Annotated in this window: 11 protein-coding genes; 6 read left to right on the top strand and 5 right to left on the bottom strand. The window is 43.6% G+C overall.

What is annotated here, in order from left to right; translation table 11 throughout:
* The first annotated feature begins 3 nt into the window (after nucleotides 1-3).
* Entirely contained in the window at nucleotides 4-465 is a 462-nt protein-coding gene (locus tag R7P36_RS23720; RefSeq protein ID WP_017634826.1) for an NfeD family protein, read from the top strand.
* 840 nt (nucleotides 466-1,305) lie between these two features.
* Here R7P36_RS23720 and R7P36_RS23715 read toward each other — a convergent pair.
* The 3 genes from R7P36_RS23715 to zipA form a co-directional block, all read right to left on the bottom strand.
* Nucleotides 1,306-2,715: a hypothetical protein gene (locus R7P36_RS23715; protein ID WP_005382055.1), complete on the bottom strand. Its 1,410-nt coding sequence runs from the start codon at nucleotides 2,713-2,715 to the stop codon at nucleotides 1,306-1,308.
* Between the two features lie 510 nt (nucleotides 2,716-3,225).
* Nucleotides 3,226-5,238, bottom strand: coding sequence for an NAD-dependent DNA ligase LigA (ligA, locus tag R7P36_RS23710; RefSeq protein ID WP_017819968.1), 2,013 nt, complete (start codon nucleotides 5,236-5,238; stop codon nucleotides 3,226-3,228).
* A 90-nt stretch (nucleotides 5,239-5,328) separates the two neighbouring features.
* The gene (gene zipA, locus R7P36_RS23705) at nucleotides 5,329-6,285 is read right to left on the bottom strand and encodes a cell division protein ZipA (RefSeq protein WP_213899498.1); all 957 of its coding nucleotides are present in this window, start codon (nucleotides 6,283-6,285) and stop codon (nucleotides 5,329-5,331) included.
* A gap of 251 nt (nucleotides 6,286-6,536) precedes the next feature.
* Between zipA and cysZ the strand changes: the two genes are divergently transcribed.
* The 5 genes from cysZ (at nucleotide 6,537) to crr (ending at nucleotide 11,466) form a co-directional block, all read left to right on the top strand.
* Complete coding sequence (gene cysZ, locus R7P36_RS23700; RefSeq protein WP_025998633.1) at nucleotides 6,537-7,280, top strand: sulfate transporter CysZ; 744 nt, start codon at nucleotides 6,537-6,539, stop codon at nucleotides 7,278-7,280.
* Between the two features lie 164 nt (nucleotides 7,281-7,444).
* Nucleotides 7,445-8,413 (top strand): cysteine synthase A, encoded by a 969-nt coding sequence (gene cysK / locus R7P36_RS23695; protein ID WP_005382045.1) that lies wholly within the window; start codon nucleotides 7,445-7,447, stop codon nucleotides 8,411-8,413.
* Between the two features lie 299 nt (nucleotides 8,414-8,712).
* A complete protein-coding gene (locus R7P36_RS23690) occupies nucleotides 8,713-8,970 on the top strand; it encodes an HPr family phosphocarrier protein (RefSeq protein WP_005382043.1) in 258 nt (85 codons plus the stop codon).
* Nucleotides 8,971-9,110: 140 nt separating this feature from the next.
* Nucleotides 9,111-10,835 carry a phosphoenolpyruvate-protein phosphotransferase PtsI gene (gene ptsI / locus R7P36_RS23685; RefSeq protein WP_005389298.1) on the top strand — a complete coding sequence of 575 codons (1,725 nt, stop codon included), beginning with the start codon at nucleotides 9,111-9,113 and terminating at the stop codon, nucleotides 10,833-10,835.
* Between the two features lie 121 nt (nucleotides 10,836-10,956).
* Entirely contained in the window at nucleotides 10,957-11,466 is a 510-nt protein-coding gene (crr, locus tag R7P36_RS23680; RefSeq protein WP_005382041.1) for a PTS glucose transporter subunit IIA, read from the top strand.
* A gap of 96 nt (nucleotides 11,467-11,562) precedes the next feature.
* Here crr and R7P36_RS23675 read toward each other — a convergent pair whose 3' ends face one another.
* Both R7P36_RS23675 and R7P36_RS23670 read right to left on the bottom strand, forming a co-directional pair.
* Complete coding sequence (locus tag R7P36_RS23675) at nucleotides 11,563-12,687, bottom strand: flagellin (RefSeq protein ID WP_213899499.1); 1,125 nt, start codon at nucleotides 12,685-12,687, stop codon at nucleotides 11,563-11,565.
* A gap of 116 nt (nucleotides 12,688-12,803) precedes the next feature.
* A partial coding sequence (locus R7P36_RS23670) for a flagellin (RefSeq protein ID WP_206946719.1) occupies nucleotides 12,804-13,331 on the bottom strand: 528 nt, incomplete at its 5' end.

Genomic DNA, 13,331 nt, shown 5'->3' with positions numbered 1-13,331 from the left:
TTTATGGACTTTTTTAGTTTGTTGGAAGGTATCTCTTTCTGGCATTGGCTAGCGTTTGGCTTTGCTCTTTTAGCAGTTGAGCTACTTGGTACCGCAGGGTATTTTCTCTGGCTCGGGATGTCTGCACTTATCGTTGGAGCACTCATGACCGTTTTGCCAATGAGCTGGCAATTGCAATGGCTTTGCTTTGCAAGCTTCAGCTTAATCACCACCTGGCTTTGGTGGCGACGACAATGGTCTAAAGACAAGCAAGAAGACCAAGAAAGAGATCTGAACCAAAAGTACAAGCAGTTGATTGGGCGTACTCTTATCCTTGAAGAAGACTTTTCCGTCGGGCTCAATCGCATCAAGGTAGCCGATACCACATGGTCCGCACAATCGGATCAAGCACTTCCAGCCGGTACCCGCGTAAGAATCACCGATGTTGAAGGTATTATTTTAATCATTGAGCCTGATTCTAATTAATTTATGCCAAAGTAATGGGGCAAATCATGCTCCATTACTTTAATCTAAACAACTGCTTTCATTTCATTACCTTAATTAAAATCGAGAAAAAAATAAGTATTAGTAATATTATTAATACCCTACCTCCCATTTCCTATTATTTAATTATTCAACACACGACAATCAATAAGATAGAAATATATCTAGGTAAATTATCGATCTAAATTTATTTTAAAAAATAAAACTTTATTGAATTATTTTTTGATCTTTTTATCCTCGGATACATACTTAACGCATAAGCATTTAAGTTGAGTGCTTTTTATTTGGTAAGTAAGAGGATGTACTATGAATAAGCTTCTCTTTTTGATGTTGTGCGGTATTTTTTCTTTTTCTTCCTTTGCCTACAACAACGGAAACGGCGGTACAACTAATTTGGGACCTATAGTCGAATGTAAGATGCCAAGTGGCGACGTCACGAATATTCCAAGTGAAATGTGTCGATTTAGAGGTGGGGAATGGGAATAGTAAAGAAGTAAGAGATTAGTTTGATATAAGAGCCCTATTCAACCTTGCCTTTCTGCGTAGTCACGGTTTATACAAGCACGTAGATATTTAAAGTTTATATTAAGGTGATTATTATGAGATTTTTATCTGGTCTATTAGTAATATCTTTTGCCATAATTCCGTTAACCACTAATGCTAATGGTGCATCCGGTGGTCGTACGTTAGGCCCAGAGATAAAGTGTGAGTTGCCAAACGGTAATGTACATATGTTGCCGCCGTTATATTGCAAAATATACGACGGCCGAGAAGTGAAATAGAAAAGGAGCCTAGCGGCTCCTTTTATTATCCCATTAAGTATTAGTGGAAGCTGTAAGGGATAAGAACTTGTAGACGTAAGTCTGTTTCATCCGCATCGCCAGCACCTGCGTACTCATCACGTTCTAGGATTGTACCGTGTAAACGAATGGTAGAACCTTTAAGCGCGCCACTTTGTAGTGAGTAAGATACTGTTGCGTTAACTGCGTATTCGCTTTCGTAATCCCAGTCACCTGATGCTCCGCTTGCTGCAGAGTCAGCGCCAGTACCGTAACCAAAGCCTAGGTAGTAGTTCCAGCCGTTACCTTGGTTGTAAGATAGACGGTTGTACCATGCTAGCTCACCCGCTTTGTTCCAGTCAGATAGCGCGTCCCACCACTGAGACCAAGTACCATTGTTCATACCATATGTATGAATAGTACGAGGAACGAAGTCCGCACGGTTATCTGTGTCTGTGTAGCGCAACTCAGACATCCAAGCTAGCTTGCCAAAAGATTGATTCAAAGATAGACCAGTGTGGAAACCTAGACCATCGTATTTCACATCATCGTCAACACCGTAGAAATCAAATGCTAGAGTTGTACGGTCACTAACAGTGTACTTCAAGTAAGCCTTGTAAGAAGTGTTGTCAGTTTCGTTGTGGTAGCTAGTTACTTGACCTGCACCCCAGTCAACACCATTTGCATATTGAACGCCAGTAGCTTGACCCAAACCAAGTTGCATAAACAAGCTGTCAGTTAGGTTACCGTTTAGGCCTAGAGAGTGTAGGTAGCTCCATGAAGTGTCAGACCAAAGCGCTGGTGCGTAATCATCTTCGTGAAGCAGCCAAGGTGCTGTAAATTGGTCTGCGCCAAAGTAGCTTAGGTTGAAATCACCAAGTTTAGCGTTCAGTTCGAAACCACGGTAAGTACCAGGTACAAAGCTCCAAACGTTACCGATTGTACCGTTACCACCAGCCTGTAACATACCAAAACGAGCATTAAAGTTTTCGTTTGCTTTGAATTTCAGCGCTGCTTTGTAAACTTTAAGCTGCTGACCATCACCTGCACCCCAGTCTAGGTTGTTACAAGTTGAGATTTCGTTACATAGGTAGCCTTCGTTTGAATTGTAAAGACTATCGTTGTAAAGATCGCCAGAGTAGTAAGCCGCAACATCTGCGCCCACCCAACCATCGTGGTAGCCAGAAGTGAAGTCTAAAATTGCGTTGTAAGAAGAGTAGTTTAGACGACTCCAACGGTCACCATTTTCACCGCCGGGCTTACCTGTTGTACGAGTTCGTGAACGAGTATCAACTATGAATAATGCATTCAGACTTGAGTCTTGCATAAATTCGTTCACTTTCTCTACGTACTCGCCACCTGCTGCACTTTCAGTAGACGCTGTAGCTGGAGCGACAGCAACAACACCAAACATTGCTGCGGTTAACGCTGAAACCTTAAAAAATTTGTCCATGGAAAAACTCCTAAAAATGGATATAGCTGTATTTTTCTATCTCACCTTTAGTTGGCCGCCGAAGGAGAGAAGTAAATTCCTGATCAAACCTCATTATTTCTAATTTGGCTTTTTTTAGTTCCTGCATACACACCGTGTATCCACGTGATTAAGACTAACTTCGCAGCTAAAAACATCCAAATGGAACTTATTTTTTTTCTAAAAAAATATGAGCCACTCCAAAGTTCCATATAACTTATTGATCCAGATCTTATTTTTAACAACACCAACACAACTCAACAAAATATCATTTAAAATCAAACATTTAAATTTAGCCTGAAAGTATCAACTTGAAGTCACTCGCAGACTAAAAAAGCCCAAAAAACCAATAACCCAAGGTTCGATCTTGATCACTGAAAAGAACAAAGGCATCAATTACTCAATAAAAAAACACTTAATTATGAACAAGAAAAAGCCCCGCATGCTTACCATACGGGGCTTTTAGTTATTTTTTAGCTTTTTTGAGAAGACTTAATTCATCAATTCGAGTAAGTCTTGTTCTGTTTTAATTTCGATACCCAGTTCTTGTGCCTTTGCGAGCTTCGAACCTGCATTTTCACCAGCAAACAAAATATCGGTTTTCTTAGAAACACTACCCGTCACTTTAGCCCCCAGTGCTTGGAGGGCTTCTTTGGCTTCTGTACGCCCCAGTTGAGAAAGTGTTCCCGTTAATACTACTGTTTTACCTTCTAATGGTAATTCCCCCACCTGCTCAGTAGTATTAATCTCTGGCCAATGAATTCCTTGTTCAAGCAAATCTTTAACCACCGCTTGGTTCTGTTCTTCACTAAAGAAAGTCGTAATATGTTGAGCAACCACAGCACCGATGTCTTGCACTTCAATCAACTGCTCTTCGGTAGCATTTTGGATCGCTCCCAACGTTTTAAAGTGCATTGCTAAGTTTGCTGCGGTTGCCTCGCCAACTTCACGGATCCCCAGTGAATACAAAAACCGAGGTAAAGTTGTTTCTTTGGATTTTTCTAACGCATTCACAATATTCTGCGCAGACTTTGGCCCCATGCGATCTAGTACGGTTAAAATCCCCGCTGATAACTTAAATAAGTCAGCAGGAGTTTTCACCATCTCACGATCAACAAGCTGCTCGATCACTTTATCGCCTAAACCGTCAACGTCTAACGCTTTACGAGAAACAAAGTGTTTTAGCGCTTGTTTGCGTTGGGCTTGGCAAACTAAGCCCCCCATACAACGTGTTACCGCTTCTCCTTCGATCCGCTCAACATGCGAACCACAAACAGGACACTGAGTTGGGAAAACAATATCTCGAGCTGTTTCTGGTCGACGCTCTTTGATGACAGAAACGACTTGCGGAATAACATCGCCAGCACGGCGGATCACAACGTGATCACCAATCTTGACTTGCAGACGTTCTATCTCATCTGCGTTATGAAGCGTCGCATTACTTACCGTTACCCCACCAACAAATACAGGCTCTAGTTTAGCAACAGGTGTAATCGCACCAGTGCGACCGACTTGGAACTCCACTTCATTCAGTGTCGTCATTTCTTCCTGAGCTGGAAATTTGTAGGCAATCGCCCAACGTGGAGCGCGAGCAACAAAACCCAGACGCTCTTGCACGGCAATATCGTCAATTTTAATAACGACACCATCGATCTCATAAGGGAGGGCATCACGACGCTGCAATATATCTTGGTAGTAAGCTTTTACATCCGCCAAGCTTTCAACTCGCTTAGTTTCCGGACACATTGGCAGTCCCCAAGATTTGATTTGCAAAAAGCGTTCGTAATGACTTGCTGCCAATTCTGCACCTTGCACCACGCCTACACTGTATGCATAGAAGCTAAGCGGACGAGAAGCCGTAATACGTGAATCCAATTGTCGTAAGCTACCTGCCGCAGCGTTACGTGGATTAACAAAGATTTTCTCGCCTTTCTTCCTTGCTAATTCATTGAGCTTTTCAAACCCAGCTTTCGGCATAAAGACTTCACCACGAACTTCAAGACGATTTGGCCAGTCATTACCTCTGAGTTTTAAAGGAATAGCTTTAATCGTACGCACATTCTCTGTGATGTTTTCACCCGTAGTACCATCGCCTCGAGTGGCCGCCTGAACTAAAACGCCATTCTCATATAACAAACTTACGGCGAGTCCATCCAATTTAGGCTCACAACAGTATTCTTTCACACTCTGGCTGCCCACGCGCTCTTGTGCGCGCTTGTGGAAACTATCAAGTTCACTATCATCAAACGCGTTATCAAGCGAAAGCATCGGTACTTCATGTGTCACTTGGCTAAACGCAGAGAGAGGTTGTCCACCGACACGTTGGCTTGGCGAGTCTACGGTTATTAAGTCAGGGTTCTCAGCTTCAATATCCAGTAACTCTCGCATTAAACGGTCGTACTCGGCATCAGGGATCTCTGGGTTATCTTCCACGTAGTAACGCACAGCGTGGTAATGCAACGACTCTTTTAGTTCTTCTAGTCGCTGAAGTACTGATTCAGACATAGTAAAGCCCCGTGTATTTTCAATCGGTGAGGTTGGGAAATCCAAGAAAAAGGGCTCCATCCGGAGCCCTATTATTATTTGCTGTTAAGATTATGCGTTAGCGGCATTAAACTCAACTATTTGACGTCGATAAGATGCTAAACGATCTGGCGTCATTAAGTTGCGCTGGTCATCAAGTACGTTACCACCTAAGTCATCAGCAATTTGCTGCGCAGTTCGGAGCATTAAGTTGAAGTTCTGTTCAGCCTCGCCATAACAAGGCAATGTCATGAAGAATGAAATACCCTTAGTTGTAAACTCAGCAGGATCAGCATGCTCAAACGTACCAGGGTGCATCATATTAGCGACGCTAAACAGCACTTTGCCGTTACCGGACAAGTCAACATGACGATGGAAAATATCCATCTCGCCATAAATTAGACCGTTTTGTTGCATACTTTCAAACAAAGCAGTACCAACAAATGGCTCTTCACCAGCACAGTGCACATTCAATACAATCACTTGCATTTCAGGTTCTGGCTTTGGCTCTTCCTTAGGCTCTGCAACGACAGGCTCACTAACCGTTTCGACTTGCTGTTCTTTCTCCGTAATATCAAACGCGGCGGGAATAACGTCTTCTTCCACAGCAGGCTGGAATGGCTCTTCAGCTACTGTTGCTTGAACAACAGGCTCAACGTCCTCTTCTTTATCTTTTTCTGCAACAAATGAAGAGATGTCATCCGGCTCCTGCTGCGTCTGTTTGACTTCAGATGGACCACCGAATAACGGGTCAGATTCAAACTTGTTGTCGAAAGAGCTCGCCATCCCAAAATCTGGTTCTTTGCGATCTTTGCGAATGATCTCAAAGTCATCTTCAGGAGCGGGAGCGAAGTCTCGTTCTTTCTCAACAAGATCATTTTTGTCTTCTTGGTCAACATCCAGCTTACCAAGTGGCTTGTTGCCAAACTTTGCTTTGCCTTCTTTTTTACTGCTCCATAAACCATGAAACAGTAATGCCGCGATGGCTAATGCGCCAACAACAATGAGTACGAATCGCAATTCCTGCATTATTTACTCTCAATATACTTGTTTTTACTACTCGCAGTTCCTTGAGCAGCAACCCAAGTGCAATAAATCTGAATGATACGTTTACTTTACCAAAACTATATGTAGATTTAGAACAACTTAATGCAAGAAGTTCCGTTTTTTGTTGTGATTCTTGCCACGATTCCACTTAACAAGACGTCATTTGTCAGGGCATTGAAAGAAAAGTCCTCACAGGTACAATGAGTTTTCATTTACACGAAGCCAAAATAGACATGAAGCAAAACAATCAGCAGAGAACCGGGTTCGGTTATTTTCTATACGGGATACAATTGGCACTTGCCCCTAAAATCAGGCGCTTTGTCATCTTACCTCTACTTGCAAATATCTTGCTTGTAGGTGGTGCCATCTTCTATCTATTTTCAAACCTTAATATATGGATAGAAGGCTGGATTGGGCAGCTGCCTGAGTTTTTATCCTGGTTAACTTACATTCTTTGGCCTTTACTCGCTCTGACGATACTCGCTACCTTCTCCTATTTTTTCAGCACGCTCGCGAACTTTATCGCCGCGCCATTCAATGGCCTCTTGGCTGAAAAAGTGGAAGAGTACTTAACGGGACAAAAAGTAAATGATGATGGTTTCACTGCCGTCCTGAAAGATGTTCCTCGCGTTTTAGCTCGTGAGTGGAGAAAGCTCCTTTACATTTTACCTAAAGCAATAGGCCTATTCCTGTTATTGCTCATCCCTGCCCTTGGACAAACAGTAGGACCATTTTTATGGTTTATCTTTACCGCCTGGATGCTCGCGATTCAATATTGTGACTACCCGTTTGATAACCACAAAATCCCATTTAACGACATGCGTTACAAATTGAAACAAAAGCAAGGTAAGGCCTATGGCTTTGGGGTATTAGTGTCTGTATTTACGACGATCCCAATTTTGAACCTCATTGTCATGCCTGTAGCAATATGTGGTGCAACCGCTATGTGGGTCGCGGAGTTTAAGCACCAACGATAGTCGATTAGAGATTAAGGAAAGGGATCAGCGCCAGCTTTTCCCTTTTCTTTTATCAAGTTCTGGGCCAACCTAATAAGATATAACTTTTTAATCCTTTTCCCTTTTTTTCATACCGCATATTCTTCTATCCATATTCACACAACGTGTAATGAAGGAACATCACTATGAGCAAAATCTACGAAGATAACTCTCTTACTATTGGTAATACACCTCTCGTTCGTCTAAACAAAGTAAGTAAAGGCAAAGTTCTCGCAAAAATTGAAGCGCGTAACCCTAGCTTCAGTGTTAAGTGCCGTATCGGTGCAAACATGATTTGGGAAGCAGAGAAAGCGGGCCTTCTTAAGCCAGGTGTAGAGCTTGTAGAACCTACCAGTGGTAACACTGGTGTTGCTCTAGCATTCGTAGCGGCTGCTCGCGGTTACAAGCTAACATTGACCATGCCTGAATCAATGAGCCTAGAACGCCGTAAGCTACTAAAAGCACTAGGCGCGAACCTTGAGCTGACTGAAGCGGCGAAAGGCATGAAAGGGGCGATTGCTAAAGCAGAAGAAATCGTAGCAAGCAATCCTGAGAAGTACCTACTTCTTCAACAATTTGACAACCCAGCGAACCCAGAAATCCACGAAAAGACTACGGGCCCTGAGATTTGGGAAGCGACAGACGGTGAAATCGACGTATTCGTTGCTGGTGTTGGTACGGGCGGTACTATTACAGGTACTAGCCGTTACATCAAAGGTGAAAAAGGCAAAGCCATCACTTCTGTTGCAGTTGAGCCAGCAGAGTCTCCGGTTATTGCACAAGCACTTGCTGGCGAAGAAATCCAGCCTGCCCCACACAAAATTCAAGGTATCGGTGCTGGTTTCATCCCTGGTAACCTCGATTTAGACATTATTGACCGTGTTGAGCAAGTTACCTCAGAAGAAGCGATTGAGATGGCTCGTCGCCTAATGGAAGAGGAAGGTATCCTAGCTGGTATCTCATCTGGCGCAGCGGTTGTTGCAGCGAACCGACTTGCGGAACTACCTGAATTTGAAGGAAAAACAATTGTAACTGTCTTGCCAAGTTCCGGTGAGCGTTACCTAAGTACAGCACTCTTTGCAGGTATCTTTACCGAAAAAGAGAACCAACAATAATATGTGTTCAAATCAATTTTTAGTTTAAAAAAGCCCCGTTTAGGGGCTTTTTTGTTGATCCCTGCCCTACCTTTGGTAATATCAGGGTGTTTTATTTCTAGCTTCAAAATAAAGAAGCAGAACACAAAAAGGTTTCAAAGTGATTACGCACGCAAACAGTTGCGTAGTTACCAAACTTTTGACTAGTATCAGAACTGACGCGCTTTGAACTCTTCCCGTGCTAGCGCACAAGATGTAAAGCAGTTAAGCTAAAATCTGGTCACAAACTAACAAAAAATACATTTATTGGGGTATATCACATGTACGAGAAGCAAGTAGAAATCACAGCAGAAAACGGCCTTCACACTCGTCCAGCTGCACAGTTTGTTAAAGAAGCAAAAGCATTCGACGCAGACATCACTGTGACTTCTAACGGTAAAAGCGCTAGCGCTAAGAGCCTGTTCAAACTACAAACACTAGGCCTAGTAAAAGGTACTCAAGTTACTATTTCTGCTGAAGGCCCGCAAGCTCAGCAAGCAGTTGACCACCTAGTTGCTCTAATGGACCAACTACACTAATCCGGTCTCCTACTCCAGAAGCCATTTTGTGAAAGCAAAATGGCTTCGTTGGAAATAGGCTCAAAACTAAGCTAAAACTATTCGTTAGCGCACCCATTATTCTCCCGTTTTATAAAGTTGACCAAACTTAAGGTAAGGCTATGATTTCAGGCATCCTAGCATCTCCTGGTATTGCAATCGGTAAAGCACTACTACTTCAAGAAGATGAAATTGTCCTAAACACAAACACTATTTCTGACGATCAAGTAGAAGCTGAAGTTCAGCGTTTCTTTGACGCTCGTAACAAATCTGCAGCTCAGCTAGAAACTATCAAGCAAAAAGCGCTTGAAACGTTTGGCGAAGAAAAAGAAGCGATCTTTGAAGGTCACATCATGCTTCTTGAAGACGAAGAGCTAGAAGAGGAAATCCTAGCACTTATCAAAAACGACAAGATGACTGCTGATCACGCTATCCACTCAGTGATCGAAGAGCAAGCATGTGCTCTTGAGTCTCTAGACGACGAATACTTAAAAGAGCGTGCAACTGACATCCGCGATATCGGTTCTCGTTTTGTTAAGAACGCACTAGGCATCAACATTGTTTCGCTTAGCGATATCAACGAAGAAGTAATTCTTGTTGCTTACGACCTAACGCCATCTGAAACTGCACAAATCAACCTAGACTACGTGCTTGGTTTTGCTTGTGACATCGGCGGTCGTACTTCTCACACTTCAATCATGGCTCGCTCACTTGAGCTTCCAGCTATCGTTGGTACTAATGACATCACGAAGAAAGTTAAGAATGGCGACATGCTGATTCTTGACGCAATGAACAACAAGATTGTTGTTAACCCATCAGAAGCTGAGTTAGAAGAAGCGAAAGCGGTTAAAGCAGCATTCCTAGCTGAAAAAGAAGAGCTAGCGAAACTGAAAGACCTACACGCAGAAACGACTGACGGTCACCGTGTAGAAGTTTGCGGTAACATCGGTACAGTGAAAGACTGTGACGGTATCCTTCGTAACGGCGGTGAAGGTGTTGGTCTGTACCGTACTGAATTCCTATTTATGGACCGTACTGCGCTACCAACTGAAGAAGAACAGTACCAAGCGTACAAAGAAGTTGCGGAAGCAATGAACGGTCAAGCTGTGATCATCCGTACTATGGATATCGGCGGCGATAAAGATCTCCCATACATGGATCTTCCAAAAGAGATGAACCCATTCCTAGGCTGGCGCGCTGTACGTATCAGTCTAGATCGTCGTGAAATCCTTCGTGATCAGCTACGTGGCATTCTACGTGCTTCTGCACACGGCAAACTGCGTATCATGTTCCCAATGATCATCTCTGTCGAAGAAATCCGTGAGCTTAAGAAAGCGATCGAAGAGTACAAAGAAGAGCTACGCGCTGAAGGCCACGCGTTCGACGAAAACATCGAAATCGGTGTTATGGTTGAAACTCCTGCTGCTGCTGCGATCGCACACCACTTAGCGAAGGAAGTGTCTTTCTTCTCTATCGGTACAAACGACCTAACTCAGTACACGCTAGCGGTTGACCGTGGTAACGAGATGATTTCTCACCTATACAACCCACTATCACCAGCTGTACTTACTGTGATCAAGCAAGTTATCGACGCTTCTCACGCAGAAGGTAAATGGACTGGTATGTGTGGTGAACTTGCAGGTGACGAGCGTGCAACACTTCTACTTCTAGGTATGGGTCTGGACGAGTTCTCAATGAGCGGCATTTCAATCCCTAAAGTGAAGAAAGTAGTTCGTAACTCTAACTTCGCAGAAGTGAAAGCAATGGCTGAAGAAGCCCTTTCTCTACCGACAGCAGAAGAAATCGAAGCCGTGGTAGAAAAGTTTATTGCTGAGAAAGCTCAGTAATCGGTAGTACCAAGTAATTCAATACTTAATGGCCATTAGACGGCGAAAAAAGTCGTCTAATGAGCTATATTGGTATACTATAATTCGACAGAATAAAACCAAACCTTAGGAGCATGACACAATGGGTCTGTTTGACAAACTTAAGAAGCTTGTATCTGATGACAGCGCTGACGCTGGTGCTATCGAAATCATCGCGCCACTTTCTGGTGAGATTGTAAACATCGAAGACGTGCCAGATGTTGTTTTCGCTGAGAAAATCGTTGGTGACGGTATTGCTATCAAGCCAGCAGGCAACAAAATGGTAGCTCCTGTAAACGGTACTATCGGTAAGATCTTCGAAACTAACCACGCGTTCTCTATCGAGTCTGACGACGGTGTTGAGCTTTTCGTTCACTTCGGTATCGACACAGTTGAACTAAAAGGCGAAGGCTTCACGCGTATCGCTGAAGAAGGTCAAACTGTTAAAGCTGGCGACACTGTAATTGAATTCGATCTAGCTCTTCTAGAAGAGAAAGCGAAGTCAACGCTAACTCCAGTTGTTATCTCTAACATGGACGAAATCAAAGAGCTAAACAAGCTTTCTGGTTCTGTAACTGTTGGTGAAACTCCAGTTCTACGTGTAACTAAGTAATTTTTACTTAATCGAACACGAAAAAACGCTGCCATTGGCAGCGTTTTTTATTACCTGAAATTTTGTTTCTAATCGACTTACATCAATGAAATCCGCTCAGCTAAGTAATCCAAGTGCCGAACTCGGCCTTTGCTTTGCCTGAGCCAATAATGCTGTTGTCGCATCTTGGAGCACTTGAGAACGCACCATTTCCGTAGATTTTCTTGCGAAGTCTGTATCTCTTATTCGACTCTTGGACTCTGTAACACTCCGATTCACAGTATTTAAGTTATCCATCGAGCCGTTTACACGGTTCTGAAAGCTGCCAATTTCACTTCGGTGCGAATCAACGTACTTAATTGCTGCATCAATCACCCCAACTGAAAGCTGAGCCTTACCTGCCGTCGACATATCAATGTCATCCATTGTGACTAATTGACCAGCGCTCACATCAAGCTCATCCGCTAAACTCCCATCGAGAAGCACACCCTCTGGCGCATTCATCGTAGAAGCGAAGAATTGCAGTTCGTTGTTTTCCGTTACTGAAGCATTCACTATCGATTGTTGAGCATTGATGTAAGTGGCGACCTGTTCTATACGGTCACCCAATTTGAGTCCAATGGATTCCGTTTGGGTTTTCCCTTTACTGTCTTGGTATTCGACTTTTAGGGTTTGGTTATCTTTAGTGACTCGCCAATCTTTATCGACCGCATCACCAACATAATGCTGCCCTCCCATCTCTGGGATATGGCTACGCATGTTACGTAACGTCAAAGAGATTGAATTAGCGTTCGCGCCAATATGGAAACTTTGTGAACCGTAAGATCCATCAAACAGGTTTTTATCCGCAAATGTTGTCGTGATCGCGACACGATCAAGCTCATCTTGCAGCGCTACGACCTCATATTGAATACTTTGCCGATCACTTGAGTCATAACTGCCGTTTGCTGCTTGAAGCCCCAGAGAGCGTAAGCGTTGCAATATGTCACTGCTTTCGTGCAATGCTCCCTCCGCTGTTTGAGCAACAGAAAAAGCGTCGTGCGCATTTCTTAAGGCGACATCAAGCCCTCTCGTTTGTACATGGAGAGTATTCGATATCTGTAAACCTGCCGCATCATCGCTCGCCGAGTTGATTCGAAACCCCGAAGTTAGGTTGCGTTGTGACTCAACATTTTGCGCAGCTGCTTGACTCAGGTGTCTCTGCGCCACCATCGCAGAAACATTGGAATTTAAAGAGATCATCTAATCGATATGAATGCCTTATCGAACATAATGTCAGGACACATCTGAATCGTTATAGCCAATAAGCAAAAAGCCAGGGATGAGCCTGGCTTTGGTTTCTTGCTTTGTTAAATTGATTAACCTAGCAGACTTAGCGCTGAGTTTGGCGCTTGTTTCGCTTGCGCAAGGATTGAGCTTGACGCTTGCGATAGAATTTGTGATTTGGTCATTGCCGTCGTTTCTTTCGCGAAATCTGTATCTTTGATACGGCTCTTCGACGCGTTCACATTCTCGTTAATGTTGTCCAAGTTGCTGATTGCATGGTTGAAACGGTTCTGGAATGCACCCAGCTCTGCGCGGTGGCTGTCTACGTATTTCAGTGCCGCATCGATGATAGCAACAGATTCTTGTGCGCCACCAACTGAGGTTACGTCGATAGTATCTACCGTTACTTTTTTACCTTCGCCCAAACCTAGTTCACCAGATAGACCGCCTGAAAACTCGACCTCGCCCTCAACTTTGTTGTTGCCAGCGAAGATTTGCAGTTTACCGTCTTGGTCTACAGAGGCTTTCACTAGGTCAGTTTGGCCGTTAATGTAAGTCGCAAGCTCTTCGATATCGTCACCCGCTTTTGCGCTGATGTTGATTTCTTGCTCTTGGCCGTA

It is taken from the genome of Vibrio sp. 397 (assembly GCF_033339395.1).
Lineage (GTDB): Bacteria > Pseudomonadota > Gammaproteobacteria > Enterobacterales > Vibrionaceae > Vibrio > Vibrio alginolyticus.
The sequence above is the reverse complement of the archived record's forward strand: the minus strand, read 5'-3'. Positions and strand labels throughout refer to the sequence as shown.

Bases quoted from the DNA above. Each gene is read 5' to 3' on its own strand.
- zipA (WP_213899498.1), bottom strand. From the start codon at position 6,285: ATGCAGGAATTGCGATTCGTACTCATTGTTGTTGGCGCATTAGCCATC.
- R7P36_RS23690 (WP_005382043.1), top strand. From the start codon at position 8,713: ATGTACGAGAAGCAAGTAGAAATCACAGCAGAAAACGGCCTTCACACT.
- ligA (WP_017819968.1), bottom strand. From the start codon at position 5,238: ATGTCTGAATCAGTACTTCAGCGACTAGAAGAACTAAAAGAGTCGTTG.
- crr (WP_005382041.1), top strand. From the start codon at position 10,957: ATGGGTCTGTTTGACAAACTTAAGAAGCTTGTATCTGATGACAGCGCT.
- R7P36_RS23715 (WP_005382055.1), bottom strand. From the start codon at position 2,715: ATGGACAAATTTTTTAAGGTTTCAGCGTTAACCGCAGCAATGTTTGGT.
- R7P36_RS23675 (WP_213899499.1), bottom strand. From the start codon at position 12,687: ATGATCTCTTTAAATTCCAATGTTTCTGCGATGGTGGCGCAGAGACAC.
- cysZ (WP_025998633.1), top strand. From the start codon at position 6,537: ATGAAGCAAAACAATCAGCAGAGAACCGGGTTCGGTTATTTTCTATAC.
- cysK (WP_005382045.1), top strand. From the start codon at position 7,445: ATGAGCAAAATCTACGAAGATAACTCTCTTACTATTGGTAATACACCT.
- ptsI (WP_005389298.1), top strand. From the start codon at position 9,111: ATGATTTCAGGCATCCTAGCATCTCCTGGTATTGCAATCGGTAAAGCA.
- R7P36_RS23720 (WP_017634826.1), top strand. From the start codon at position 4: ATGGACTTTTTTAGTTTGTTGGAAGGTATCTCTTTCTGGCATTGGCTA.